Source organism: Agromyces agglutinans, from assembly GCF_009647605.1.
GTDB classification, from domain to species: Bacteria; Actinomycetota; Actinomycetes; order Actinomycetales; family Microbacteriaceae; genus Agromyces; species Agromyces agglutinans.
Genome location: NZ_WJIF01000005.1, coordinates 213,133 through 237,607 on the forward strand (window position 1 = coordinate 213,133; position 24,475 = coordinate 237,607).

At 69.8% G+C, this 24,475-nt stretch carries 27 protein-coding genes; 9 read left to right on the forward strand and 18 right to left on the reverse strand.

Annotated elements, in window-relative coordinates; genetic code table 11:
• Positions 1-24: 24 nt before the first annotated feature.
• The gene (locus tag GE115_RS10990) at positions 25-216 is read left to right on the forward strand and encodes a dihydrofolate reductase family protein (RefSeq protein ID WP_153684824.1); all 192 of its coding nucleotides are present in this window, start codon (positions 25-27) and stop codon (positions 214-216) included.
• Positions 217-258: 42 nt separating this feature from the next.
• Here the strand turns inward: GE115_RS10990 and GE115_RS10995 are convergent, their stop codons facing one another.
• The 6 genes from GE115_RS10995 to GE115_RS11020 form a co-directional block, all read right to left on the reverse strand.
• Entirely contained in the window at positions 259-1,020 is a 762-nt protein-coding gene (locus GE115_RS10995) for an SDR family oxidoreductase (protein ID WP_153684825.1), read from the reverse strand.
• Between the two features lie 72 nt (positions 1,021-1,092).
• Positions 1,093-1,878 (reverse strand): SDR family oxidoreductase, encoded by a 786-nt coding sequence (locus tag GE115_RS11000; RefSeq protein WP_153684826.1) that lies wholly within the window; start codon positions 1,876-1,878, stop codon positions 1,093-1,095.
• A gap of 6 nt (positions 1,879-1,884) precedes the next feature.
• The gene (locus GE115_RS11005; RefSeq protein ID WP_153684827.1) at positions 1,885-2,646 is read right to left on the reverse strand and encodes an SDR family oxidoreductase; all 762 of its coding nucleotides are present in this window, start codon (positions 2,644-2,646) and stop codon (positions 1,885-1,887) included.
• Positions 2,647-2,744: 98 nt separating this feature from the next.
• On the reverse strand, positions 2,745-3,110 hold the full coding sequence (locus GE115_RS11010; protein WP_153684828.1) for a sigma-70 family RNA polymerase sigma factor family protein: 366 nt from the start codon (positions 3,108-3,110) through the stop codon (positions 2,745-2,747).
• Positions 3,097-3,978 carry an RNA polymerase sigma-70 factor gene (locus tag GE115_RS11015; protein WP_153684829.1) on the reverse strand — a complete coding sequence of 294 codons (882 nt, stop codon included), beginning with the start codon at positions 3,976-3,978 and terminating at the stop codon, positions 3,097-3,099. Before GE115_RS11015 ends, GE115_RS11010 begins: the two co-directional genes overlap by 14 nt.
• Before the next feature lie 176 nt (positions 3,979-4,154).
• On the reverse strand, positions 4,155-4,892 hold the full coding sequence (locus GE115_RS11020) for an alpha/beta fold hydrolase (protein WP_153684830.1): 738 nt from the start codon (positions 4,890-4,892) through the stop codon (positions 4,155-4,157).
• A gap of 316 nt (positions 4,893-5,208) precedes the next feature.
• On the opposite strand from GE115_RS11020, the gene GE115_RS11025 reads away from it, so the two are divergent.
• A complete protein-coding gene (locus GE115_RS11025; RefSeq protein ID WP_153684831.1) occupies positions 5,209-5,661 on the forward strand; it encodes a GNAT family N-acetyltransferase in 453 nt (150 codons plus the stop codon).
• 24 nt (positions 5,662-5,685) lie between these two features.
• Here the strand turns inward: GE115_RS11025 and GE115_RS11030 are convergent, their stop codons facing one another.
• Complete coding sequence (locus GE115_RS11030) at positions 5,686-6,636, reverse strand: alpha/beta hydrolase (RefSeq protein ID WP_153684832.1); 951 nt, start codon at positions 6,634-6,636, stop codon at positions 5,686-5,688.
• A gap of 199 nt (positions 6,637-6,835) precedes the next feature.
• Between GE115_RS11030 and GE115_RS11035 the strand changes: the two genes are divergently transcribed.
• Positions 6,836-7,774: an alpha/beta fold hydrolase gene (locus tag GE115_RS11035; RefSeq protein ID WP_153684833.1), complete on the forward strand. Its 939-nt coding sequence runs from the start codon at positions 6,836-6,838 to the stop codon at positions 7,772-7,774.
• Here GE115_RS11035 and GE115_RS11040 read toward each other — a convergent pair.
• Complete coding sequence (locus GE115_RS11040) at positions 7,725-8,378, reverse strand: sigma-70 family RNA polymerase sigma factor (RefSeq protein ID WP_153684834.1); 654 nt, start codon at positions 8,376-8,378, stop codon at positions 7,725-7,727. The genes GE115_RS11035 and GE115_RS11040 overlap by 50 nt on opposite strands.
• Before the next feature lie 77 nt (positions 8,379-8,455).
• Entirely contained in the window at positions 8,456-11,269 is a 2,814-nt protein-coding gene (locus GE115_RS11045) for an AfsR/SARP family transcriptional regulator (RefSeq protein WP_153684835.1), read from the reverse strand.
• A 155-nt stretch (positions 11,270-11,424) separates the two neighbouring features.
• Between GE115_RS11045 and GE115_RS11050 the strand changes: the two genes are divergently transcribed.
• Together GE115_RS11050 and GE115_RS19235 are read left to right on the forward strand one after the other, a co-directional pair.
• Positions 11,425-11,883 carry a nucleotidyltransferase domain-containing protein gene (locus tag GE115_RS11050; RefSeq protein ID WP_153684836.1) on the forward strand — a complete coding sequence of 153 codons (459 nt, stop codon included), beginning with the start codon at positions 11,425-11,427 and terminating at the stop codon, positions 11,881-11,883.
• Positions 11,880-12,293 carry a HepT-like ribonuclease domain-containing protein gene (locus GE115_RS19235; protein ID WP_153684837.1) on the forward strand — a complete coding sequence of 138 codons (414 nt, stop codon included), beginning with the start codon at positions 11,880-11,882 and terminating at the stop codon, positions 12,291-12,293. The genes GE115_RS11050 and GE115_RS19235 overlap by 4 nt, the downstream gene beginning before the upstream one ends.
• Positions 12,294-12,384: 91 nt before the next feature.
• Here the strand turns inward: GE115_RS19235 and nrdF are convergent, their stop codons facing one another.
• The 4 genes from nrdF to nrdH all read right to left on the reverse strand — a co-directional run bounded on the left by nrdF (position 12,385) and on the right by nrdH (position 16,362).
• Positions 12,385-13,404: a class 1b ribonucleoside-diphosphate reductase subunit beta gene (nrdF, locus tag GE115_RS11060; RefSeq protein ID WP_153684838.1), complete on the reverse strand. Its 1,020-nt coding sequence runs from the start codon at positions 13,402-13,404 to the stop codon at positions 12,385-12,387.
• An 80-nt stretch (positions 13,405-13,484) separates the two neighbouring features.
• A complete protein-coding gene (gene nrdE, locus GE115_RS11065; protein ID WP_153684839.1) occupies positions 13,485-15,611 on the reverse strand; it encodes a class 1b ribonucleoside-diphosphate reductase subunit alpha in 2,127 nt (708 codons plus the stop codon).
• Positions 15,612-15,616: 5 nt separating this feature from the next.
• A complete protein-coding gene (gene nrdI / locus GE115_RS11070; RefSeq protein ID WP_153684840.1) occupies positions 15,617-16,033 on the reverse strand; it encodes a class Ib ribonucleoside-diphosphate reductase assembly flavoprotein NrdI in 417 nt (138 codons plus the stop codon).
• Between the two features lie 95 nt (positions 16,034-16,128).
• On the reverse strand, positions 16,129-16,362 hold the full coding sequence (gene nrdH, locus GE115_RS11075) for a glutaredoxin-like protein NrdH (RefSeq protein WP_153684841.1): 234 nt from the start codon (positions 16,360-16,362) through the stop codon (positions 16,129-16,131).
• Between the two features lie 406 nt (positions 16,363-16,768).
• Between nrdH and GE115_RS11080 the strand changes: the two genes are divergently transcribed.
• From GE115_RS11080 to GE115_RS11090, 3 genes are read left to right on the forward strand one after another with little or no spacing between them, the layout of a single operon-like run.
• Positions 16,769-17,284, forward strand: a complete 516-nt coding sequence (locus GE115_RS11080; RefSeq protein WP_153684842.1) for a DUF3592 domain-containing protein — start codon at positions 16,769-16,771, stop codon at positions 17,282-17,284.
• A gap of 44 nt (positions 17,285-17,328) precedes the next feature.
• The gene (locus tag GE115_RS11085; protein WP_153684843.1) at positions 17,329-17,853 is read left to right on the forward strand and encodes a DUF3592 domain-containing protein; all 525 of its coding nucleotides are present in this window, start codon (positions 17,329-17,331) and stop codon (positions 17,851-17,853) included.
• 50 nt (positions 17,854-17,903) lie between these two features.
• The gene (locus tag GE115_RS11090) at positions 17,904-18,701 is read left to right on the forward strand and encodes an alpha/beta fold hydrolase (RefSeq protein ID WP_153684844.1); all 798 of its coding nucleotides are present in this window, start codon (positions 17,904-17,906) and stop codon (positions 18,699-18,701) included.
• Here GE115_RS11090 and GE115_RS11095 read toward each other — a convergent pair.
• From GE115_RS11095 to GE115_RS11110, 4 genes are all read right to left on the reverse strand, one after another.
• Complete coding sequence (locus tag GE115_RS11095) at positions 18,644-20,065, reverse strand: acyltransferase family protein (protein WP_153684845.1); 1,422 nt, start codon at positions 20,063-20,065, stop codon at positions 18,644-18,646. The two genes, GE115_RS11090 and GE115_RS11095, sit on opposite strands and share 58 nt — an antisense overlap.
• Positions 20,066-20,185: 120 nt before the next feature.
• Positions 20,186-20,857: a response regulator gene (locus GE115_RS11100; RefSeq protein ID WP_312855087.1), complete on the reverse strand. Its 672-nt coding sequence runs from the start codon at positions 20,855-20,857 to the stop codon at positions 20,186-20,188.
• Positions 20,858-20,866: 9 nt separating this feature from the next.
• Entirely contained in the window at positions 20,867-22,306 is a 1,440-nt protein-coding gene (locus GE115_RS11105; RefSeq protein ID WP_153684846.1) for a sensor histidine kinase, read from the reverse strand.
• 72 nt (positions 22,307-22,378) lie between these two features.
• Positions 22,379-22,960: an HhH-GPD-type base excision DNA repair protein gene (locus GE115_RS11110; protein ID WP_153684847.1), complete on the reverse strand. Its 582-nt coding sequence runs from the start codon at positions 22,958-22,960 to the stop codon at positions 22,379-22,381.
• A 111-nt stretch (positions 22,961-23,071) separates the two neighbouring features.
• Between GE115_RS11110 and GE115_RS11115 the strand changes: the two genes are divergently transcribed.
• Positions 23,072-23,446 (forward strand): glyoxalase superfamily protein, encoded by a 375-nt coding sequence (locus GE115_RS11115; protein ID WP_153684848.1) that lies wholly within the window; start codon positions 23,072-23,074, stop codon positions 23,444-23,446.
• Positions 23,447-23,452: 6 nt separating this feature from the next.
• Here the strand turns inward: GE115_RS11115 and GE115_RS11120 are convergent, their stop codons facing one another.
• Entirely contained in the window at positions 23,453-24,466 is a 1,014-nt protein-coding gene (locus GE115_RS11120) for a LacI family DNA-binding transcriptional regulator (RefSeq protein ID WP_312855088.1), read from the reverse strand.
• Positions 24,467-24,475 lie beyond the last annotated feature (9 nt).

Below are 24,475 nucleotides of genomic sequence, written 5' to 3' on the forward strand. Positions count from 1 at the left end.
CGTCACGGCAGAGGTGACGCACTGATGGGCTCAGCTCCCATCGCCGCAGCCATCGAGGCCGACCTCCTCGACGAGTTCACCATCCACCAGGTCCCCATCCTGCTGGGCCACGGCGTTCGGTTCTTCGCCAGCCTCCCCGAGAGGGTGCACCTGCAGCGGATGTCGGTCGTCGAGGCGCCGGGCGTCACGCATCTCCGATACTCGATCGTCCGTTGATCGGAGGTCGAGCCCGCTCGGGGCCCGCCGACCGTCACCGCCTCACTGGACCTGATCGGTCGGCCGCACGAGGATCTCGTTGACCGAGACGTGCTCCGGCTGGCTGAGGGCGTAGACGATCGCTTCGGCGATGTCCTCGGGGCGCAGGGTGCGCATCGATGCGGCGATGTCGGCCGCGGCCGCCTGCATCATCGGGTCGGTGATGTGGCTCGTGAGTTCCGTGTCGACGAAGCCCGGCTGGATCACGATCACGCGAACGCCCCGTCGGGTGACCTCCTGGCGCAGCGACTCCGAGAAGGCACTGATGCCGAACTTCGTGGCCGCGTAGACCCCGCTGCCGAGTGAGGCCGAACGAGCAGCGGTCGACGACACCTGCACGACCGCACCCTTCGTCGCCAGGAGGTGCGGCAACGAGGCGTGCACGGCGTACATCGATCCGAGCAGATTCGTGTCGATCATGCGCTGCCACTCGCGGACGTCGGCGCCGAGGATCAGACCGCTCTGCATCAGGCCGGCGTTGTTGACGAGTGCGTCGAGCCGACCGAAGCGTCCGACGGTCTCCCCGACGGCCCGCTGTACGGATTCAGCGTCGGTGACATCGAGTTGGAGCGGCAGGACTTCGCCGTGCGCGCTCGCAACGAGGTTCTCGAGCCGGTCGACGCGACGAGCGCCGATCGCGACCCGCGCGCCGGCGGCCGACAGCGCCAGCGCGACCTCTCGGCCGATGCCCGAGGACGCCCCGGTCACGAGGATCGCCTTCCCCTCGAGTGAACGGCGGGTCGCGGCGGCTTCGGTGGTCTTCATGGAGGTTCCTTTCAGCGGGCGTTCGGCCCATGGCGTATCGGAGTGCGCGGGCCTGGCCGTCGTTGCGTGGAGCTACGCGAACCGGCCCTCGAGCTCGACGTTCGGCCTTCCTCCGTCGGCGACCCAGTCCTCGTATCGGGTTTCGGCGATCGTGGCATCGGGTCCGGGCAACAGTTCGCGCTCGTCGAGGTCGGTACCGAAGTACCGTGCGAGCGGATCGACTCGGACCTCACGCAGGTCGTTGCGGTCGCGCAGCCGCCGCCGCACGAGTTCCTCGAGTCGGAACTGCTCGGGCCCCGCGAACTCGACGACCCGGTTCACCGGTGCGCCGACCGCGACCGCCGCGACCGCCGCGGCGACATCCGAGGCGGCCATCGGCTGGAACAGCGCCCGGGAGAGGCGCACGACGTTCCGATTCGTGCCGGCATCCACGATGTTCGCGATGAACTCGAAGAACTGGGTCGCGTGCACGATCGAGTACGGTCGACCCGATTGACGGATGAGCCGCTCCTGCGCCGCCTTCGCGGCGAAGTAGCCTCCCTCGGTGCGAGCGAGCCGGTCGGTGCCCACGACCGAGAGCGCCACGTGGTGAGGCACTCCCGCCGCGGCGCCGTAGGTGAGCAGGTTCAGCGTCGAGCCGTAGAAGAACTCGTTCGCGGCTGCCTCGTCGACGTAGTCGGAGTTCGAGACGTCGATGAGCGCCTCCGCGCCGGCGAGGGCCTCCGCGAGACCCTCGCCGGTGTAGGAGTTGACGCCGGTCGCACGCGAGGCGGCGACGACGGCGTGGCCGTCGGCCACGAGCCGCGCGACGAGTCGCGTGCCGATGAGGCCGGTGCCGCCGATGACCGCGATGCGCATGGCGGCCTACTTCACCGGCGCCGGCTGCGCGGCGAGCCAGTCGGCGAACGTCGTCGTCGACAGCTGCGCGTCGGCGCTCTTCGGCACGAGCTCGGTACCGGTCAGCTTCGTGCCGAAGTACGGCGCGTCGGGGTCGCCGATCACGGTGCGCGGGTCCCCCTTCGAGGCGAGGCCCATGCGCACGAACTCGTCCTGGCCGAAGCGCTCGGGCCCGCCGATCTCGAGGGTGCCGTTGATCGGATCGCCGGCGGCGACCCGGGCGACCGCGGCCGAGACATCCGCAGCGGCAATCGGCTGCATGAGGCCGGTGCTGAGCCGTGCGACGCCGTCGACGGTCGCCTCGTCGGCGATGCGTCCGGCGAACTCGAAGAACTGCGTCGCCCGCACGATCGAGTAGGGAATGCCCGAGTCCTCGATGAGCTTCTCCTGGGCGACCTTGGCGCGGAGGTACCCACTGCTCGGCAGGAGTTCGGCGCCGACGATCGAGAGGGCGACGTGGTGGGTCACGCCCGCGGCACGCTCACCCTCGAGCAGGTTGGTCGTGGACGTGGTGAAGAACGCGAGCACGTCGGCGTCGGCGAATGACGGCGAGTTCGAGACGTCCACCACCACGCTTGCACCGGCGAGCACCTCCGGCAGGCCCTCGCCGGTGATCGTGTTCACGCCCGAGTTCGGCGACGCGGCGACGGCCTCGTGGCCGTGCTCGGTCAGGTGCTCGACGACCTTGGATCCGATGAGGCCGGTGCCTCCGATGACGACGATCTTCATGACTTCACTGCCTTCCGTCGGGGCTGCGGCGATTCCGCTGCCGTCATGAAGCCCTGACCGGGCGCCCATCCGATCTGTGACGAGGTTTCGTGAACTCGTCAATCGATGTCGGGTCGGCGCCGATTCCAGCCGGCGAGCTTGAGTGACGAGGTGCAGAGCCACAGCCGAACGATCGCCGTCGTGCCGTCGATGCCGAGCACGGCGACGACCTCGCCGTTGCGTCGCCGAAGCGAGAGGCCCGGCTGCCCGTTGACGTGCACCGTGGAGAACGAGGCATCCGGATGCTGCCGCTTGAGGTCATCGAAGGCGTGGATGATGCGGGCGCGACCACTCAGCTCTCCGCCGGCGTCATCTCCGGAGTCGGCGACCATGCGCGCGTCGCGGTGCAGGATGCTCGCCAGCGTCAGCTCGTCGCCGTGGTTCAGTGCGGCGCGCAGGCGAGCGGGCAGATCATACGGCGGCACGGAGGCTCACAGCGCCGAGCTTGTCGGGATTCATCATCCAGAGCACCTGCTCGATGCCCCCGGCGCCTGCGACCACGGTCAGGACCGTAAGGGTCGTGCCGCCCTTCGAGAGCAGCACCGACGCCTGGCCATTCGTCTCGGACTCGGTGATGTCGACGCCTTCCCAGAAATGCGTGTGGAAGGCGCGAACGAACTTCGCGACACGTTCCCGGCCGACCACCGGGAACTTCGAAGCCCGCACGACCCCGCCGCCGTCGGAGTAGGAGATGACGTCCTCGGAAAGGAGGTGCTCCAGCTCGTCGAGGTCGCCGGTCTTCGCAGCCTCGAGGAATGCGCTGAGCAGCCGCCGCTGCTCGGACCGCGGCACATCACGCCGGCGTTCGCCGGTGAGGTGCTTCCGGGCCCGCGAGACGAGTTGCCGGGCCGCCGTCTCCGAGACCTGCACGATCTCGCAGATCTGCTCGTACGGGTAGGCGAAGGCCTCGCGCAGCACGTAGGCGGCCCGTTCCGTTGGCGTGAGGCGCTCGAGCATCACGAGGACGGCGAATCCGAGCGCCTCCGCCCGCTCGGCGCCGAGGGTCGGGTCTTCGCTGGTGTCGACCGGCTCGGGCAGCCACGGCCCGATGTAGGTCTCGCGCTTCGCCCGCGCCGACTGGAGCGCGTTGATGGCGAGCCGGGTCGTCGCAGTTGCCAGGAAGGCCGGAGGGTCCTGCACCGCCGAGCGGTCGGTGCCCTGCCAGCGCACCCACGCGTCCTGGACGACGTCCTCGGCCTCGGTCGCGCTGCCGAGCATCCGATAGGCGATGCCGAAGAGCCTTCCACGCACGGCTTGGAAGGCGGCGAGCGCGTCGTCGAGGTTCGCGTCCATGTTCTGATCCTGCCCGTCGGTCGAGAAGCGTCGGCTGTCCGTGCCAACTCTGACCGGATCGGGCGCCGGGTTGTGACGACATCCGGAAGATCCCATCGAGAAGCTCCGGTGGACCCCGAGACCGTGCGTGCGCGGCACGGGCCATCCGCCCGCGCACGCCGCCTCGGGCCTGCGGACTAGGCGGCCGCTCGGTTCTCGGTCACCCCGCGGATCGCGTCGAGGATCGTGGCAGCGACCGCTTCGGGCTGCGAGACGCTGATCGCGTGCGAGGCTCCGGCGATCTCGGTCGTTCCGCGCGAACCCGCGCGTTCCGCGCCCGCGCGATGCACCGCCACGGGGATGTTGCGGTCGTCGCTGCCGAAGACGTGCCACGACGGGCGGTCCTTCCAGCCCGGAACCGCCGCCTGCACGGCGTCCTTCAGGGCCGCCTCGGTCACCGGGCGCTGGGTGGCGCCCATCAGGCCGGCGACCTGCACGGGCACATCGGCCGCGAACTGGTCGCGGAACAGTGGGCGCCGGATCACGAGTTCCACACCGCCGGTCGAGATCGGGTGCGCGTCGAGCGCGTCGCCGAGCGTGGAGCCCGGCTCGCTCGCCGAGAGCGAGAATGCGCTGTCGCCGGGCTCGGGCACGAAGGCGCCGGCGTAGACGAGGCCGACCACCTGGTCGTTGCCCGCGGAGGCCTCGCTGATCACGAGGCCGCCGTACGAGTGGCCGACGAGCACGACCGGCCCGTCGACGGAGGCGATGACGTCGCGCACGTACGCGGCGTCGCCGGCCAGGCTGCGCAGCGGATTGGCGACCGCCACGGAGGTGATGCCCTCGGCGTAGAGGGCCGCGATGACGCCGTTCCAGCTGGCGGACTCGGCGAATGCGCCGTGCACGAACACGACGGTCGGCTTCTGCTCTGACATGACTGTTCCCCTTCTCGAATCACCTCCACCCGATGCGGACGCGATACCAACTCCGACCGATCGGGCGGCGCGCTTGTGACTCCCGCAGCAAAGCGCCGAATCGAGCTCGCGGTCTGTCCGTGCGAGTTCGGGCATCCGTCACAACTGCGGGGTCGGGCCGGTCAACGCTCGTGACAGGCCCGGCCGAGTCATGAGGGAAGAGCGGGAGCACCGGGTTTCAGGCGGCCTCCTCGAGGTATGCGCCAAGCAGAGCATGGCTGGTCCCACCCGCCGCCGAGGTCCTGTCGACATCCGCAATCGAACCCAGGAGGACGTGATGGGCGCAGGGAGTGGCCAGGAGCCGATCGAGTACCCCGACTCGGCGGGATATCCCGATGGTGCGGGCGTGCTCGACGAGGGCACCGGGGGCACGCTCGACGAGGCGACGGCGAGCTCCGTCCGCGCCGTCGACCGGCCGTCGGCAGACGCCGGGTCCGAGATCCGGGTGCAGCACGACTCCGACCACCACGTCTACGCCGCCGTCATCGCGGGCAGGCGCATCGCGAGCCTCCACTACGACGTCGTAGGGGGCCGGGTCGTCGTGCTCACCACGACGGTCGCTCCCGAGTTCCGCGGGCGCGGCATCGCCCCCGACCTCATCGCCGACGCGCTCGACGGCCTCCGCGAGCTCGGCCTGCCCGTCACGGTGCGGTGCCCGGTCGTGGCAGCGTTCATCGCCCAGCACCCGCAATACGCGGATCTGGCCGCCCCGGAAGGGGAGATCGCCTAAGCGGTCTCCCCTTCGGTCGCGTGCTCAGGCGCGGCCGAGCGCCTTGCGGAGCACGTGCACCGCCTGCTCGACCGCCGCGGTCACGGCCGGCGACGGACGCAGCGGGTTCAGCATCATGAAGTCGTGCAGGGTGTCGTTGTACCGCACGCTCGTGGTCCGCACGCCCGCCTCCACCAGGCGCCGCGCGTACGCTTCGCCCTCGTCGCGGAGCACATCGTTCTCGTCGGTGATCACGAACGCCTCAGGAAGCCCGGTCAGCTGTTCGGTCGTCGCACGGAGCGGCGAGGCCGTGAGGTCGCCCCGCTTCGCGGCATCCGGCAGGTAGCAGTCCCAGAACCAGGCCATGGCGGCCGCGGTCAGGTACGGGCCGTCGGCGAACTCGCGGTAGCTGTCGGTGTCCTGGGCGGCGTCGGTCACGGGATAGTAGAGCGACTGGTGCACGAACGACACGTCGCCGCGCTGCTTGGCGAGGATCGCGACGACCGCGGTCATGTTGCCGCCGACCGAGTCGCCGGCCACCGCCAAGCGGGTCGCGTCGAGCCCTCTGTCGGCACCGGAAGCGGTGATCCACTGCGCGGTCGCGTACGCCTGTTCGATGGCGACCGGATGCCGCGCCTCCGGCGAGCGGTCGTACTCGACGAACACCACCGCGGCGTCGACGCCGACGGCGATCTCGCGTACCAGGCGGTCATGGGTCGCGGCGTTGCCGATGACCCAGCCTCCGCCGTGGATGTAGAGGATCGTCGGCAGGAGACCGGTCGAGCCGACCGGCTTGACGATCCGCACCCGCACGTCGCGGACGGCAGCGGGGACGGTGATCCACTCCTCGTCCACGTCGGGCTGGTCGATCGGGGCGGCCTGCAGGTCGTCGAGGACCTTCCGGGCGCCGTCGGCGCCGAGCTGGTACAGGAACGGAGGCGTCGAGGTGGCGTCGGCGATGGCCTGCGCCTCCGGGTCGAGGATGTGAGCGTGCATGATCGTCTGCCTTTCATTTCGGCGGTGAGGACGGGGCATCCGACTGGCGCTCCGTGCCATCTACGACCGCGCCGTTCCGTCCGCTGTGACAGGCGTCCGCGATGGGATGCCGCGACGCCGAGGCATCCGATCACGACGGTCACAGCGACGTGCTCCGCCCGGTCGAAGCTGGCAACCGGTCCACCAGAAGGAGCTGACCATGCCCGCGATCGCCCGTCTTCACCCGCTGCGAGACGTCGAGACGGCGCATCTGCGCGTCGCCTACTTCGAGGCCGGACCGGCAGACGGGGAACCGGTGCTGCTCCTTCACGGCTTCCCGTACGACATCCACAGCTACGTCGACGTCGCACCGATCCTGGCCGCCGCCGGATTCCGCGTCATCGTGCCGTACCTGCGCGGGCACGGCGACACGCGCTTCCTGGACGGAGCCATCCCGCGCACGGGCCAACAGGCCGCGCTGGGGCAGGATGTCGTCGAACTCATGGACGCGCTGCGGATCCCGCAGGCAATCCTCGCGGGGTACGACTGGGGCGGTCGCGCCGCATGCATCGTCGCCGCCATCCAGCCCGAACGTGTCACCGCCCTGGTGTCCGTCAACGGCTACCTCATCCAGGACATCAGCGCGTCGATGCAACCGATCCGCCCCGATCTCGAGGCAGGCTTCTGGTACTTCTTCTACTTCCTCACCGAGCGGGGTCGAGCGGGGCTGGCCGAGAACCGCCGGGGCATCGCCGAGGTGATCTGGCGCCGCAACTCACCCGACTGGGCGTTCGGCGACGCCGAACTCGACCGGGCCGCTGCGGCGTTCGAGAACCCCGACTACGTCGACGTCGTCATCCATTCGTACCGACACCGGCTCTTCCACGCGGCCGGCGCCCCGGAGTACTCGAGGCTCGAGGTGCAGCTCGCGCATCTTCCCGCGATCACCGTGCCGACCATCACGCTCGACGGGCTCGCCGACGGGAACTTCCCCGCACGCGACGCCGCCACCGCAGGAGTACGCTTCACCGGCCCGTACGAGCACCGGCAGGTACCGCACGCCGGCCACAACCTCCCGCAGGAGGCGCCGCTCGCGTTCGCGGATGCCGTCACCCGTGCCGCGGAGCTGGCGGCACGCACGGGCTCGAAGGCTCGGTGAGTACGTTCTCGAGCATGGCTGCATCGCCCCCTCGTGCAGCGTTCCGGAAGGCCCGGACGAGCCGTTGATGCGCTGCGCGGTCGACGGCGCGCTCCGTCGCCACCGCGAGGCGCTTGCGGGCCCGGCTGACGAGCTGCCGCGCTGCGGCCTCGGTCGTCGCGATGATGACCGCAATGCGCGCGTAGGGATAGTCGAACCCGACCCGCAACACGAAGGCGGCTCGCTCGGACGGCGTGAGCCGCTCCATCATCAGGTACGTCGCCTGCTCGAGGGCCTCCTCCCGCTCGAGGTCGACGGCGGGGTCGTCCGCCACGGCCGGTCTCTCGAGCAGCGGCTCCATGGAGGTCTCATGACGCACTCGCGCGCTCTGCAGCACGTTGATCGCAGCCCGAGTCGTGGTCGTCGCGAGGTACGCCATCGGCTCCCGGACCCTGGTCCGGTCGCACAGCTGCCAGCGCAGCCAGACCTCCTGCACGACGTCTTCCGCCTCGGCGGGGCTCCGGAGGATGCGATAGGCGATGCCGAAGAGTCGACGCCGGCCCTCGACGAAGACGGTGAGGCCCTCGGTCGCGTCCAGCGCGGGGGCGAATGCAGTGGATCCCATGGATCCCACACAAGCGGGAGGGCCTGCAGGACGAGTGCAGAGTCAGTGCATCCAGGGCCCGGGTGAATGCACAGCCGTCAGGAAGCCAGACGGCGCTCCATGCCGGCGACGGCCTCCTCGAGCCAGGACCGCAGGATTCCCGTCTCGGTCTTGTTGGTGATGAACTCCTCGTGGTCGCGCTCGAGGCGGTCGAACCGCTCCCGCGCCTCGTACGCCTGTTCCGGCCGGTCCGCACCGGCAGCGGCGATCGCCACGGCCATCGCGCCGTACGCCTGGATCATCACGTCGAGCGAGTCGCGCGTGGTCTGGACGAGCTCGAGGCATTCGACGAACGCCCCACGCCTGGCATGCACCATCGCCCGGTACACCGCCACATAGGGAGCCAGGTAGTCGGACTTGGAGGCGACGACGTGCTGATGCGCCTCGGCGGTGAGTTCGAGGAGTTCATCGGTGGTGCCGAACATCAGGACGGCATGGGCGTGCGTGACGAGCGAGATCGCGAGGATGTCCGATCGCCCCGACCGTCGGGCGGCCTCGACGGACTGCATGGTGAGCGCCAGGCGCGTGGCCCCGTCCGCGTGGATGTGTCCGAGGTTGCGGAGGGTGTTCGATTCGCCGACGTGGTCGCCCCAGGCGCGGTAGGTCTCGAGCACTCGCTCGAGATGGTGCTTCGATTCCGATTCGTGACCGCTCATTCCCAGATTGACGGCGAGATCCCGTCGGAGTTCGACCTCGAGACGCTCGTCGCCGCACCTCGCCGCGGCATCCACGGCCTGCGCGATCGCATCGATCATGATCGAAGGCGCGTCGGTGGCCTGGCGCATCGGGCGCCAGTCGAGTGCGATCAGCGCCGCCTCACGATCCATTCCGAGCGACAGCGCGACGGCGAACGTCTCCAGGACAGCCCTCCGTTCCGCGAAGAACCATCGGACGGCGTCGTCGGATGACTCGAAGCCCGAGATCGCATCCGGCACCGGCGGCACCGACTGCAATTCCACGACGGGCTGCCTGCCGAACGCCAGGAACGCGCGACGGGTCATGTGGACGTAGTGGCCGACCAGTCGCCGTTGCGCCTCCACCCGTTCGTACGTGCCACCGACGAGTTCGCCTGCGTAGATTCGCAGCAGGTCGTGCACCGCGAACTCGGCTTTCGCGACCGTCACGAACAGGTTCGCGCCGACCAGTTCGCCGAGCGCCGCGGAGGCCCGTGCCAGGTCGAAACCGGCGATGCTCGCGAGCGCGGCCCGAGGGTGGGTCACTCCCGGATGGACGGATGCCAGGCGGAACATCCGGGCGGCATCCGCCGAGAGCACTCGATAGGACCATTCGAACGTCGATCGCAGGTCGTTCGCCGTGTCCAGTGAGAGTGCGTCGAGCGCTGACGCCGTCGCCGAGAGCCCGTCGACGACATCGTGCATCGCCTCGCCGGCGCCGGAGGCGGACGCGGCGGCGAGGGCCAGGGCCAGGGGAAGTCCGGCGCAGGACGCGACGATCGAGTCGATGGACGCCGGATCCGAATGGACACGAGACGCGCCCAGCCGCCTGACCAGCAGCCGCCGCGACTCCTCATCGGTGAGCCGGCCCAGGGGCACGGCCACCGCCCCGTCTTGAACGACCAGGCCCGCGAGGTTCGATCGGCTCGTGACCACGACGAGGCAGCCGGGCACCCCCGGCAGCAGCGATCGCACCTGTTCGACGTCGGCGGCGTTGTCGATGACGATCAGCATGCGCCGGTTGCCGATCGCGCGGCGGTAGGCCTCGCGCAGCGGCCCGTCACCGCCCTGCACGTCGGCGACAGATCCACCGAGGTCGGCGAGCAACTGCCCCAGTGCCTCCTCGTCCGACAGGGCCTCGCCCTCCGGCGCGTAGCCCCGCAGGTTGAGGTAGAGCTGACCGTCGGGGAACCGGTCGGCGATCGAGTGCGCCCACTGCACCGCCAGTGTCGTCTTGCCCATTCCGGCCATGCCGGTGATCGTGAGGATCGCGGGCTCCCCGCGCAGGGCGTTCGCCGCCGTCTCCTCGAACAGGATGCGAATGCCCTCCCGGTCCACGACTGCCGCCGGGGCGAGTGGAAGCCTCCGTGGCGCATCTGTGCCGGATTCGCCGTCCTCGTCGTCACTCAGGATGTCGTCGACCGCTGCTTGCAGCGCTCCCCCGGGCGCGATGGAGAGCTCATCCCAGAGGCGTCGTCTGGTCGTGTCGTAGACCGCGAGCGCATCCGCGCGACGACCGCACCTGGCGAGCAGCGTCACGAGCTTGGCCTGCAGATGTTCGTCCATCGGCGCATCAGCCGCGATGCGCTCGATACCCGCGACGAGTGGCGAGGGGTCGCGGAGCCCGAGGGCGCAGTCTGCGGCGTCGACCGCCAGCGCGATCCGGTCGCGCTCGACCGAGGCGAACGCGGGCCTGGCCAGCGTCTCCCACCCGAGGCCGCTGAAGGGTGCGCCTGCGGCGAGTTCGAGCGCCTCGAGGTATCCGCGCGCCGAGTCGGGTCCCGATGATCGCCTCGCCTGCGTCCGGAGTTCGTCGAACCGTTCGAGTTCGGAATGGACGACGGCCGGATCGAGCCGGTAGCCCTCCCCCGCGCCCAGCACCGCGGTACCGGCAGCGCGAGCCGGCAGGTCGGGCTCGAGCAGCCGGCGCAGCTCGCCGATGTGCCGCTGCACCTGGTTGACCGCGGTTGACGGTGGCTGGTCGCCCCAGAGCGAGTCGACGAGTTCGCCGATCGAGACCGTTCGGCCGCGCGCCACGACGAGGCTCGCAAGGATGAGCCGCTCACGGGGCGGTCGATTCGTGAGATCGACGTCAGGGCGGACGAGACGCATGCCCCCGAACACCGCTACCACCACCGTCGGCTCGATGCCGCCCGAAGGAACTGCAAAGGAGGTCATCGCACCCGCCCATCGGCTCACCACATGCGAGCGAGTTCCACAGTATCGATACGCATCGAATCGGCGGGATCACTCGAGCCGCTGCGGGTCACATTTCGCCGGCTGTCGGTCAGCGAGACCTGACGACGCGATATCAGCGCGATATACTCGGGAGTATGGCAGTCACCCCGGCGGAGCTGGTCCGGCGCGCCCGCGAGGACGCCGGACTCTCGCAACGGGAACTCGCGGCGCGGTCGGGCCTGCGTCAGCCGAACCTCGCGGCGATCGAAACCGGCGCTCGCGTGCCGAGCGAGACGCTGCTGGCACGGGTCCTCCAGGCTGCGGAGCTTCGGCCCTCGATCCCCCTCGAGCTGTACGCCGAGCGCATCCACGAGATCGCGTCGGCCTACGGCATACACGACGTTCGCGTATTCGGCTCGACGGCGCGGGGCACCGACACCGCTGACAGCGACGTCGATCTGCTCATCACCGTCGACGACGACGTCGACTTCCTCTCCCTCGCCGCATTCCGACAGGAGGTCGCCGAGCTCATCGGCTTCCCGGTCGACGCCGTCGTCGACGATCCCGATGACCCGGTCGCAGCCATGATCCACGGATCGGCGGTACCGCTGTGAGCGAGCACGAAGATCGGCCGCCGGCCCGCTTCGTCGCTCGCCCGCGTACCCAGGAACCCGAAGGACCTGCTGCGTCCACCCGCGAACGGAGACTCGCCGAAGTCGAGCGCCTTCGCAGCCGGTTCGAGCGCGCCGCTCGCGACGACGTCGACGCGTTCCGTGCGCCCGGGTCGGACGCGTACGACATCGGCATGCTCGCCGTGATCCACCTCGCCGACTTCGTAGGACGCGACCTTCCGTCCGAGGTCATCGCCGTGCTGCCGCAACGCGACCGCGACGGGCTTCGCGCTACTCGCAACATCGCCGCGCACAACTACGCGGGCCTCGACAACACGCGGCTCTGGGAGACGGTCACCGTGCACGGGCCGGCGCTGCTCGATCTCATCGAGGCGGAACTCACGCGCGAGTGACGAGCGCTCCGCTCGACCTGTCGACCCGAGGCGAGACGAAGGGCGGATGCCGAAGCATCCGCCCTTCGATGAAGTCACAACGCGACCGATCTCAGAAGTCCCAGTCCTCGTCCTCGGTGTTGACCGCCTTGCCGATGACGTACGACGAGCCACTCCCCGAGAAGAAGTCGTGGTTCTCATCGGCGTTCGGCGAGAGGGCCGACAGGATCGCCGGGTTCACGTCGGTGACGGTCTTCGGGAACATCGGCTCGTAGCCGAGGTTCATGAGGGCCTTGTTCGCGTTGTAGTGCAGGAACTTCTTGACGTCCTCGGTCAGCCCGACGCCGTCGTAGAGGTCTTGGGTGTACTGCACCTCGTTGTCGTAGAGCTCGTACAGCAGCGAGAACGTGTAGTCCTTGATCTCGTCGCGCTCGGCCGGCGAGACGAGTTCGAGCCCCCGCTGGAACTTGTAGCCGATGTAGTACCCGTGCACGGCCTCGTCGCGGATGATGAGGCGGATGAGGTCGGCCGTGTTGGTCAGCTTCGCCCGCGACGACCAGTACATCGGCAGGTAGAAGCCCGAGTAGAACAGGAAGCTCTCGAGCAGCGTCGAGGCGACCTTGCGCTTGAGGGGCGAGTCGCCGCGGTAGTACTCCATGACGATCTCGGCCTTGCGCTGCAGGTTCTCGTTCTCGACCGACCAGCGGAACGCGTCGTCGATCTCCTTCGTCGAGCACAGCGTCGAGAAGATCGACGAATAGCTCTTCGCATGCACCGACTCCATGAACGCGATGTTCGTGTACACCGCCTCCTCGTGCGGCGTCAGCGAGTCGGGGATGAGCGAGACCGCGCCGACCGTGCCCTGGATCGTGTCGAGCAGCGTGAGGCCGGTGAACACCCGCATCGTGAGCTGCTGCTCGTCGGGCGTCAGCGTGTTCCACGACTGGATGTCGTTGGACAGCGGCACCTTCTCGGGCAGCCAGAAGTTGTTCACGAGACGGTTCCAGACCTCGAGGTCCTTGTCGTCCTGGATGCGGTTCCAGTTGATCGCGTTGACGTGGTCGACGAGCTTGACCTTGCCGGCGTGCGCCGGGTCGTTCTTCGCCGAGTTGACCGGGTCGGTGAGGGTCATCCGTGCTGTCCTTGTCTGGTCCGTTGATGGTCTCGATACGGCGCTTCGCGCCTACTCGACCGCCGAAATATGCGCAATCCTCACAGTGTGCAGCTGACGCACATATCCAGCTCCGTGCCCTCGAGCGCCATCTGCCGCAGGCGGATGTAGTAGATGGTCTTGATGCCCTTCTTCCACGCGTAGATCTGGGCCTTGTTGATGTCGCGGGTCGTCGCGGTGTCCTTGAAGAACAGCGTGAGCGAGAGGCCCTGGTCGACGTGCTGCGTCGCCGCGGCGTACGTGTCGATGACCTTCTCGTAGCCGATCTCGTACGCGTCCTGGTAGTACTCCAGGTTGTCGTTCGTCATGAACGCGGCCGGGTAGTAGACGCGGCCGAGCTTGCCTTCCTTGCGGATCTCGATCTTCGAGGCGATCGGGTGGATCGACGCCGTCGAGTTGTTGATGTACGAGATCGAACCGGTCGGCGGCACGGCCTGCAGGTTCTGGTTGTAGATGCCGTGTTCGCGAACGGATGCCTCGAGCTCGCGCCAGTCGTCCTGCGTGGGGATGTGCACGCCGGATGACTCGAACAGTTCGGCGACGCGCGCCGTCGAGGGCACCCACTCCTGCGCCGTGTACTTGTCGAAGAACTCGCCCGACGCGTACTTCGAGTCCCAGAAGCCGTCGAAGACCTCGCCGCGCTCGATCGCGATCTGGTTCGAGGCGCGCAGCGCGTGGAACAGCACGGTATAGAAGTAGATGTTCGTGAAGTCGACGCCCTCTTCGGAGCCGTAGAAGATGCGCTCGCGGGCGAGGTAGCCGTGCAGGTTCATCTGGCCGAGGCCGATGGCGTGCGACTTGTCGTTGCCGTCTTCGATGGAGCGCACCGACGAGATGTGGCTCTGGTTGGACACCGACGTGAGGCCGCGGATCGCGGTCGCGACGGTCTTCCCGAAGTCGGGCGAGTCCATCGTGAGCGCGATGTTCAGCGAGCCGAGGTTGCAGCTGATGTCCTTGCCGATCTCCTGGTACGAGAGGTCCTCGTTGTAGGTCGTCGGCGTGTTGACCTGCAGGATCTCCGAGCACAGGTTGGACATGTTGATGCGGCCCTTGATCGGGTTCGCCTTGTTCACCGTGTCCTCGAACACGATGTAGGGGTATCCGCTCTCGAACTGGATCTCGGCGAGCGTCTGGAAGAACTCGCGCGCGTTGATCTTCGTCTTCTTGATGCGCGCGTCGTCGACCATCTCGCGGTAGTGCTCGCTGATCGGCACGTCGCCGAACGGCTTGCCGTAGACCTTCTCGACGTCGTACGGCGAGAACAGGTACATGTCTTCGTTGTTCTTCGCGAGCTCGAACGTGATGTCGGGCACGACGACGCCGAGCGAGAGCGTCTTGATGCGGATCTTCTCGTCGGCGTTCTCGCGCTTGGTGTCGAGGAACCGCATGATGTCGGGGTGGTGGGCGCTGAGGTACACCGCGCCCGCGCCCTGGCGGGCACCGAGCTGGTTGGCGTAGCTGAAGGAGTCCTCCAGCAGCTTCATCACGGGGATGATGCCCGAGGACTGGTTCTCGATCTGCTTGATCGGCGCGCCGGCCTCGCGGATGTTCGAGAGGAGGAGGGCGACGCCGCCGCCGCGCTTGGAGAGCTGCAGCGCCGAGTTGATGCCGCGCGCGATCGACTCCATGTTGTCTTCGATGCGCAGCAGGAAGCACGAGACGAGCTCGCCGCGCTGCGCCTTGCCGGTGTTCAGGAACGTCGGCGTCGCCGGCTGGAAGCGGCCGGCGATGATCTCTTCGACGAGGTCGATCGCGAGCTGCTCGTCGCCCTGCGCGAGGCCGAGCGCGGTCATGACCACTCGATCTTCGAAGCGCTCGAGGTAGCGCTTGCCGTCGAAGGTCTTCAGCGTGTAGCTCGTGTAGTACTTGAACGCGCCGAGGAACGTCTCGAAGCGGAACTTCTTCGAGTACGCGAGGTCGTTGAGCTTCTGGATGAAGTCGAACGAGTACTGCGCCAGCACCTCTGGTTCGTAGTACTCCTTCTCGACGAGGTAGTCGAGCCGCTCCTTCAGCGAGTGGAAGAAGACCGTGTTCTGGTTGACGTGCTGCAGGAAGTACTCCCGCGCCGCCTCCTTGTCCTTCTCGAACTGGATCTTCCCGTCGGCGTCGTACAGGTTCAGCATCGCGTTCAGCGAGTGGTAGTCCATCGCCTGGCGAGGCGCGTCCATGAGCGCTACGCCGTCAGTTGCTGCTGTTGTGACCAAAATGCGTCCAATCCCTCGTCGACGGCGCGGACGTCGTCGGGTGTTCCGAATACTTCGAAGCGATACAGGTGGGGCACCCCGGTCTTCGCGGCGATGATGTCGCCGGCCAGGCCGTAGGCGCTCCCGAAGTTGGTGTTGCCGGCGCTGATCACGCCGCGGATGAGTGCGCGGTTCTCGGGGTCGTTCAGGAACCGGATCACCTGCTTCGGGACGGCACCCTTGCCGTCGCCTCCGCCATAGGTGGGAACGACGAGTACGTAGGGTTCGTCGACGTGCAGCGGTTCGTCACGAGCGAGCAACGGGATGCGGGCCGCGGGGCGGCCGAGCTTCTCCATGAATCGCTGCGTGTTGCCCGAGACGCTCGAGAAGTAGACCAGGTTCGTCATCGCGACTCCGTCCGGTGCGGCCTCCCCCGGTGGTCGAGTAGCGCCCGACGAAGTCGGCCGCGTATCGAGACCAGCCGTATCGAGACCCGAGACCCTTACGCGAGACGGTCGGCCAGCTCGGCGATCTTGTCGGGACGGAAGCCGGACCAGTGCTCTTCGTCGGTGATGACCACCGGCGCCTGCTGGTACCCCAGTTCCTTGACGTGCGCGAGGGCGCTCTCGTCGACCGAGAGGTCGAGCACCTCGTACTCGATGCCCTTGCTGTCGAGGGCGCGATAGGTGGCGTTGCACTGCACGCAGGAAGGCTTCGTGTAAACCGTGACCGTCATGTGGTTCCCCTCGTTCGTTTCCGTGGCTCCTGGAGGAGCCGATTCCCCCGGTGGTGCGTGGTGTTGCTTTGGTCCTTCAATACTACATCTTGTGTTCGCGGAAGAGAACGACCCCAAGATGCTGTAGTTACATTCGTGTAGTTTTCCACCGCGTCATCCACAGTCCATCCCCAATCGGATGCCCCGGTGATCGGCGGATTCTCGGGCTGACGCCCCCGGTTATCCACACCCGGTGCCGACTTCGGGAATCTCGCATGTGGATGGATGCCGGGCGTGTCGCGAACCCGACACCTTGGGCCTGCTGCCGCCCTCGACCCCTACATATGGTGTTGTGCCGTCCATGCTGCCACCACCCACCGACATCGCCGGGGCCCCTTCCGCGTGTCGCCGCGGATACACTCGGCGGATGCCCGGAACCCGCTGGAAGCCGCCGAAACCGGTCGGGCGCGGACAGGTCGCGGCGTGGATCGTGGCCATGAGCATCACCGCACTGATCGCCCTGCTCACGGTCGTCGGCGGACTCGGCATCGCGTTCGGCCACACCGAGCACACCGGTGCGACCATCGTCGGGGAGCGTATCGACAGCCAGCCGAGGTCGACCGACACCTGCGTGCTGACGCTCGAGTACACGAGTGCAGGGGTCGCGTACACCGTCGATGCCGGGGTCGCCTGGTTCTCCTGCCCCGAACGGTACGTCGTCGGCGAGGTCGTCGACGTTCGCCTCGACCCCACGCGTCCCGACACGCCCCTCATCGCCGGCGCCGAAGGCCACGTGTTCGTCCGCGACACCGCGATGGCGGTGGTCCTCGGCATCGTGCCGGGTCTGGCCGTGTGGGCCTTCGGCCTGGCGGCCCTCCGCCGGCGGAGGGCCGAGCGCGTGGCCGCGGCTCCGGCTGCTGCGACCACGATCCGCGCCCCCTGACGTCCTCGCACCGTGACGCGCCCTCCCGCGAATACAATCGTCGGATGCGCCGAGTCCGCCGAACCCCGCCCAGGCCTGTCGGCACCGGGCAGGTCGTCGTGTGGATCATCGCGATGACCGTGACCGCGCTCCTCGCCCTGTCCGCAATCGTCGCCGCGCTGGCGATGACCACCGGCTACACCGAGCACACCACGGCGACGATCGTCGCGGAGCGCGTGGCCGGCGGATACAAGCGGGCGGACACGTGCGTGCTCACCCTCGACTACACGAGCGATGGCGTCGCCCACCGGGTCGAGGCGCCGGTCGCGTGGTCGTCGTGTCCCGACCGCTACGTGGTGGGTGACGTCGTCGAGATGCGGATCGATCCGAGCCGGCCCGACATGCCGCTCGTCGACGGCGCCGAGGCCCACGTCTTCGGCCGCGACCTGCTGGGCGTGACGCTCGTCGGCATCCTGCCCGGCCTGATGGTCTGGACGTTCGGGCTCCTCGCCTTCCGCCGGCGGAGGGCCGAACGCGCAGCCGCAGCACGAGCGGCGGCCGAGGCGGGCGCAACGGCCTTCACGCGCTGACGCCCCGCGACTAACCTGTCGCCGTGCACGCATGCACGCGAGGGGGCGGGATGACCGAGTACGCGACCAGTGCCGACGGCACGCGCATCGCCTTCGACCGCGAGGGGGCGGGCCCGCCCGTGATCCTCGTCGATGGCGCGTTCCAGTTCCGGGCGTTCGATCCCACCACGACCGAGCTGCAGCGGCGCCTCGCCGAGCACGGCTTCGAGGTCGTGCGCTACGACCGTCGCGGGCGCGGCGAGAGCCCCGCCGACGCGCCGATCACGCTCGCGCAGACGGTCGACGACCTCCGGGCGCTCGCCGCCGAGCTCACCGAGGGCGCCGATGACGCGGTCGCCCTGTTCGGCAATTCGTCGGGTGGGTCGATCGCCCTCGCCGCGGCCGCGGCCGGACTGCCGGTGTCGAAGCTCGTGTTGTTCGAGGTACCGCTCGACGACGAGCTCGACACCTCCGGCGCCGAGTTCCTCGAGGGACTGCGCGAGCGCATCACGACCGGCAACGGCGACGCCACCGTCGAGTACTTCATGCGCGACATGCCGCCCGGATGGATCGCACAGGCGAAGCAGGGTGAGGGCTGGCCGGTCATGACGGGGCTGGCGGCGAGCCTCGAGCCCGACGCCGAGTCGCTCGCCTGGACGCAGTCGGCCGCCCGGTCGGCCCTCTGGGCCGGCATCACCGCGCCGGCGCTGGTACTCGTCGGCAGCGAGACGCTCGACGTCATGCGCTCGGCCGCCGAGTCGATGGTCGCGAACCTGCCGCACGCGCAGTTCCGCGAGGTCGAGGCATCCGATCACCGATGGGACCCGCGCTCGCTGGCGCTCACGATCGCCGAGTTCCTCGTGGGCTGAGCGCCGACCGCCGGCACCGCGCGCCGCGCCCCGGCGAGCGCGACCGCGAGCAGGGCGACCGACAGCAGCGCCGGCAGCGGCGCGAACCCGATCACGAGCGCGACCCCGACGCCCACGATGCCCGCGACCACCGCGACGCCCAGCGGGACGCGCACGCGCAGTCGCACGCCGACGGCGCGCGGACCCGTTCCGCTCCCCCGCTCGTACCTCGCGAAGACCCGCACGAGCATCGCCGTCACGACGGCTGCTCCGACGAGCCACGCCGGTCGGCTCGCCCACCACTCCGGCGAGACCGGGTCGGGCAGCTCCAGACCGAAGGCCTGGTGTGCCACGAGCAGCGCGGCAGCGAGCGCCACGAATGCGGGCAGGTGCCAGAGGTAGAGCGTCATGCCCCACTCGCCGAACCGCGCGACGAGCGCGGCCGGCCGTGGCCGCTCGGCCCAGCGGCGCAGGCGCGCCCGCACGAGCGAGAACAGCATCAGCTGCACGACGCCGAGCACCACGAGCGCTGCGGTCGGCGGGTTCAGGTTCTGGAACAGGTCTGGCGTGTACGGGCCCCCGTGCGTGATCGCGAACAGCAGCGCGAGCGCGGCGCCTGCGACGAGCAGCCGGGCGCGACGGGGCATCCGGTCGACGTGACCCTGCGCGAGCACGAAGCCGAGCTGCTGCACGAGCAGCCACACGAACAGCAGGTTGGCGAAGCCGATCGCCTCGATGCCGGTCGCGACGCGCAGCGCGTCGACCGACACGACGACGGTCGCCAGCCCCGCAAGGGTCGCGATCGGACGCCGCTCGTGCGCGCGCACCATCATCGGCACGAGCGCCGTGCAGGCCAGGTAGACCGCGAGGAACCACAGCGGCTGGCCGATCCGGAACCCGGCGGTCGCGACGACCTCGGCGGGCACGCCCGCGAGCGCGAGCAGCCCGAGCGCCGCCCCGACCGCCACGACCAGCGCGATCGCGGGGCGCACGAGCCGCTCGACCCGGGCGCGCACGAACTCGGCCGCGGTACCGCCCCTGGCGCGCATCGACTGCCACGCGGTCCAGCCGGCGTAGCCGCCGATGACGAAGAAGAGCGGCATGACCTGCACGATCCAGGTCGCGGCGGCGAAGCCATCCCACTGCTCCATGGCGTTCTCGAGCACGGGCCCGTCGGGGCCGACGGTGACACCGACCATCATGGCGTGCAGCACGAACACGACGACGAGACAGGCCGCGCGCGCCGCGTCGATGCCGGCGTCGCGACGCGACCGGCCCGGTTGCGCGGGCTGGGGCGAACGACGCGCGGGTGAGCGACGCGCCTGCGGGGAGCGGGGTGCCCGGGGCCCGACCTGCTCGGTCGGGCGTTCGGCGAACAGCGTCACGGTCGGCTCCTGCCTCGGGCGGCGTCTCCGCCCTGCCCCGGCAGGTTAGGAACGCGGTGCCGGCCGGAGCATCACCCGCCGGAGCGGTCCTCGCCCCCTACGGCGGTATCCCCGCGTCGCCTACGCGCCGGGGCGCACCAGTCCCGTGTCGTACGCGAAGACCACCGCGTGCACTCGGTCGCGCAGGCCCAGCTTCTGCAGGATCTTGCTCACGTGCGTCTTCACCGTCTGCTCGGCGATGAACAGCTCAGCGGCGATCTCCTGGTTCGAGCGCCCGCGCGCGACGAGTTCGAGCACCTCGCGTTCGCGAGCGGTGAGCGAGGCGAGCAGGTGCTCGTCGACGACGGGCGCGGGCTGCTGCCGCGCGACCTCCTCGATGAGCCGGCGCGTCACGCTCGGCGCGAGCAGGGCCTCGCCGGCGGCGATGACGCGCACGGCGCGGGCGACCTCGTCGGGCAGCGCGTCCTTCAGCAGGAATCCGCTCGCACCCGCGCGCAGCGCCGCGTGCACGTACTCGTCGATGTCGAACGTCGTGAGCATGAGCACCTTGGGCACGTAGTCGCTCGAGCGCGGCGGCACCTGCAGCGCCGCGGTCGCCTCGATGCCGTTCATGCCGGGCATGCGCACGTCCATCACGACGACGTCGGGGCGCAGGTCGCGCGCGAGCACGACGGCCTCGGCCCCGTCGGCGGCCTGGCCGATCACCTCGATGCCGTCTTGGGCGGCGAGCACGGCGGCGAAGCCGGCGCGCACCATCGCCTGGTCGTCGGCGATGAGCACGGTGATCGTCACGGATGCCTCCTACGAGCGGTTGTCGGCGCCGGATGTCCCGTTGGCCGAGCCTGCGGTCGGGAGCAGCGCGTGCACCCGGAAGCCGCCCACGGCGGTCGGCCCCGCCTCGATCGTGCCACCCACGAGCCTCGCGCGCTCGCGCATGCCGATGATGCCGTGGCCGTCGTCGCGACCGGTGCGCGGGTCGTCGGCGCGAGCAGATGCCGCGGCCGAGGCATCCGGTGCGTGATTCTCGACCGTCACGGCGACGGCCGCGCCGGCGTCGACGACGGTGACCGTGGTCGCGGCGCCTGCCGCGTGACGCAGCACGTTGCTGAGCGCCTCCTGCGCGATGCGGTACGCGACCTGTCCGACCACGGCTCCGCCGGGCAGGCGGTCGTCGATGCGCGCGGTCAGCGGAAGTCCCGTCTGGCGCACACTGGCGACCAGCCGCGTGAGGTCGGCGAAGCCCGGCTGCGGGGCGGTCTCGGCCTCCCCTTCGGGGTCGCGGAGCACCGCGAGGAGCTCGCGCATCTCGGCCATCGCGTCGCGCGCCGACTGGGCGATCTCGCCGAACTCCGCGGCCACCGCGTCGTCGAGGCCCGACAGCCGGTACGGCGCGCTCGTCGCCTGGACCTGGATCACCGACATCCGGTGCGCGACCACGTCGTGCAGGTCGCGCGCGATGCGCGTGCGCTCCTCGGCGATGAGGCGCCGCTCGTGCTCGGCGGCGCCCTGGCGGCGCTCCTCGTCGAGCACGGTCGTGAAGTGCCTGCGGGCGACGTCGCCCGCGTGGCCGATGCCGATCAGCACGGCGCTGACCGCGGCGCTCGTCACGAGGTTCGCGACGACGCCGTCGGTGGTCGCGCCGCGGTCGGGAAGGAAGGATGCCGCGAGCGGCACCAGGACGCCGCCGAGGCCGAGCACGACCGCGGGCACGGTGCGCCCGCGCGCGGCGAGGAGCCCGCCGAGCAGCGCGAAGAGCAGCATCTGGGCGACGGGCACGGGCCACGGCGCACCCACGGGCGCGGAGCCGAAGACGCCGAGCAGCGCCTGGCCGATGAGCAGGGCTCCGACCCCGGCCCACGGCCACCGCATGGCGATCGGCAGGCTGCCGGCCTGCAGGAAGCCGATGCCGAAGGCGATGGCGACGTGGACACCGTAGATCGTGGCGTCGAGCGGCACCGAGACCGCGAACAGCGCGACGGCCGTGAAGACCACGCCGAACCAGGTCAGCACCTGTTCGGGCCACGCCTCGGAATCGGTCAGGCGCGGACGACGTCGCGGCCCGGTCGACTTCGCGGTGCGGGCCGTCGACGAACCGGCGCGTGCGGGCTCGCCGCGTGCAGGCTCGCCACTGCGCGGCTCGCCCCGCTCGGCCGACGCGGACCCGGCACGCGCGTCCGGCGGCCCCGGCGGTGCGGGAGGCACGGGCGGCAGCGGCGGCTCGGGTGCGGTGCTGGCGATCATGCCCTCCACTCTGGCGATCGTCGCGCGCCGGGGCATCCCTCGCGCGAGCGGTTCTGCACCCCTACCGGGGTATCAGCCCTTCGCCGCCTTCGCGGCGGCCTTCGCCGCCTGCTTCGTCGCGCGCACCTTCGCGAGCGATTCGGGGCTGACGATGTCGGCGACCGAGCGGTACGCGCCGTCTTCGCCGTACGCGCCCGCCGCTTCACGCCAGCCGGATGCCTCGAGCCCGCGCTGCTTGCCGAGCAGGGCGAGGAAGATCTTCGCCTTCTGCTCGCCGAACCCGGGCAGCGCGCGCAGCCGCTTCAGGACCTCGGCGCCGCTCGGGTCGCCCTGCGTCCAGATGGCGGATGCGTCGCCGCCCCAGTCGTCGCGCACGGCGGCGGCCAGCGCCTGCACGCGACCGGCCATCGACCCGGGATACCGGTGCACCGCGGGCGGCTGGCGGAACACGTCGACGAGGTGGTCGGGGTCGGTCTCGGCGATCGTCGCCGGCTCGATCGACCCGAGGCGCTCGCGGATCTTGGCGGGCCCGGCGAACGCGGTCTCCATCGCGACCTGCTGGTCGAGCAGCATGCCGGTCAGCAGCGCGAATGCGTCGCTGCTCAGGAGTTCGTCGGCCGCTTCGTCACCCGTGATGTGCAATGCCTGTGCCATGCTCCCATCCTCCCACTTGTCGAATCCGGTCAGAAAGCGGCCGGATGATTCGCGAGACTGGCCGCACGCGGTCGGATGGGACGACCGCCGCATCGAGGGGAAGCGCGCATCATGGACTGGAAGATCGAACTCCTGTACGTTCCGGTGTCGGACGTCGACCGCGCCAAGGCGTTCTACGTCGACACGCTCGGCTTCAGCCTGGACTGGGACAACCGCGTCGGCGAGGACATCCGGTTCGTCCAGCTCACGCCGCCCGGCTCGGCCTGCTCGATCGCGATCGGCACGGGCCTCGGCTCCGAACTCGCGCCCGGCACGCTCGACGTGATCCAGGTCGTGGTGGCCGACGCCGACGCGGCGCTCGCCGAGCTGCAGGCGAAGGGCGTCGACGCGAAGGGCGTCGAGGAGTTCCCGTGGGGCCGCTTCGTCTACCTGACCGATCCCGACGGCAACGCCTGGACGCTGCAGCAGCTGCCGCCCAAGGAGTAGCGCGCGTCAGCGCGGCGGCGCGGTCGACGCTCGCACCACGAGGGTCGGCGCGCGCACGGGCGGATCGGCGGCCTCCTCGTCGCCGAGCAGCGTGAGCACGGCCGACATCGCGTCGCGGCCGAGCAGGTCGAAGTCCTGCCGCACGGTCGTCAGCGGCGGCGAGAAGTGCTCGGCCTCGGGGATGTCGTCGAACCCGACCACGCTGACGTCGCCCGGCACGTCGCGACCCGCGTCGGCGAGCGCGTGGATCACCCCGAGCGCCATCTGGTCGTTGGAGACGAAGACGGCGGTGCACGAGGCATCCGTCGCGAGTTCGCGACCGAGCCGGTAACCGCTGGCCGGCGTCCAGTCGCCGACCAGCGGCTCGCGGGCGGCGACGCCGTGCGCGGCGAGCACGTCGCGCCAGCCTCGCTCGCGTTCGCCCGCGTCGAGCGACTCCGTCGGCCCGGCGAGATGGCGGATGTCGCGGTGCCCGAGCTCGACGAGGTGCGTCACCGCGCGGCGGGCGCCCTCGAACTGGTCGAGGGTCACCCGGTGCGCGATCGCCGCGCCCTGCGAGGCGACGGCGATGAGCGGCACCCCGAGCTCGATGCCCTGCACCGCGTCGAGCGCCGACCGGTACGCCGCCACGAGCACGACCGCCTCGACGTTCTGGCGCACCAGCATCTCGGCCGCGGCCCGCAGCGACGCGGCATCCGTCTCGAGCATCGACGCCATGATCACGGCGTACCTGGCCTCGCGGGCCGCCTCGTTGAAGTGCAGCGCGGTCGAAGACGGACCGTAGTCGGGCGCGCCCGTGGTGATCAGGCCGAGCGTGCGCGACCGCCGGGTCACGAGCGCGCGCGCCGCCTGCGAGGGCACGTAGCGCAGCTGGGTGATCGCGCGCTCGACCCGGTCGCGGGTCGCGGGGCGCACGTTCGGCAGGTCGTTCAGCACGCGCGAGACCGTCTGGTGCGACACCCCCGCGAGGCGCGCGACATCGAAGATGGTCGCTGCGCGAGCCTTCTCTGCTTCACTCACCGGTTCCGT